This is a genomic window from Coprococcus intestinihominis, assembly GCF_040096555.1.
Lineage (GTDB): Bacteria > Bacillota > Clostridia > Lachnospirales > Lachnospiraceae > Coprococcus_A > Coprococcus_A intestinihominis.
On sequence record NZ_JBBMEK010000510.1, the window covers coordinates 1 to 726 of the forward strand.

Below are 726 nucleotides of genomic sequence, written 5' to 3' on the forward strand. Positions count from 1 at the left end.
CCCAGTTCGTGTGCAGCAACGATGCGCTGCTCTTCTTCAGAAAGGAAACTGCTGATCATGACATAGATCGTCTGGCAGCTCATGAAGCAGTAACCTTTTAATTTCTTATAATTCGATGTTTCTCCGACTACGACGTTCATGCAGTCGAGAAGTTCAAAAGGGTCTCTGGTCTTAAAGCGTTTGACCAGTTTTTCCACTTTTGCGTAGATATAACTATTTCCCAAATAAATCACCTCAAAAGATCCGTTATCTCAAAGATGCGGAGAGTTCCCCACAAGTATAATGTACTCCAAATGCTGTACAATAAAAAGGACACTTACTTTTCATTGAGATACTTTTTCGGTGTAAACTTCTTGGCACGTCTTTTGGAATCCAGATAAAGCATCTGGATCTCATCCATGAAAGCGGTTTTATCTTCATCAGATAATTCTCCACCGGCGAACATAGCGGCTGCCTGTTCCAGAATCTGCTGTGCCTGTTTCGCACCTCTGGATCCATATTGTTCTGTGGCTTCTGTAATAAAGGATTCCTCTTCTGTCATGAGATAAGAAACATCACATCCCAGAGTATCCGCAAGTTTCTGATAAAGTTCATGCTGCTTTGGATAACGTCCTTCTTTCTCCCATCCGCCCACTGTTCTTAAAGATACGCCAACTACCTGAGCCAGTTGGGTCTGACTCATATCCTTTGTCTTTCTCAATGTTTTTACTTTCTCACCGAATGTCA

At 42.1% G+C, this 726-nt stretch carries 1 protein-coding gene and 1 pseudogene; both read right to left on the reverse strand.

Annotated features, from left to right (window positions below; genetic code table 11):
- A pseudogene (locus tag WMO25_RS18535) lies at window positions 1–224 on the reverse strand (hypothetical protein); the annotation flags it as partial.
- Window positions 225–316: 92 nt separating this feature from the next.
- Window positions 317–726 (reverse strand): helix-turn-helix domain-containing protein (locus WMO25_RS18540; protein WP_349086734.1); only part of this gene is annotated, 410 nt, incomplete at its 5' end.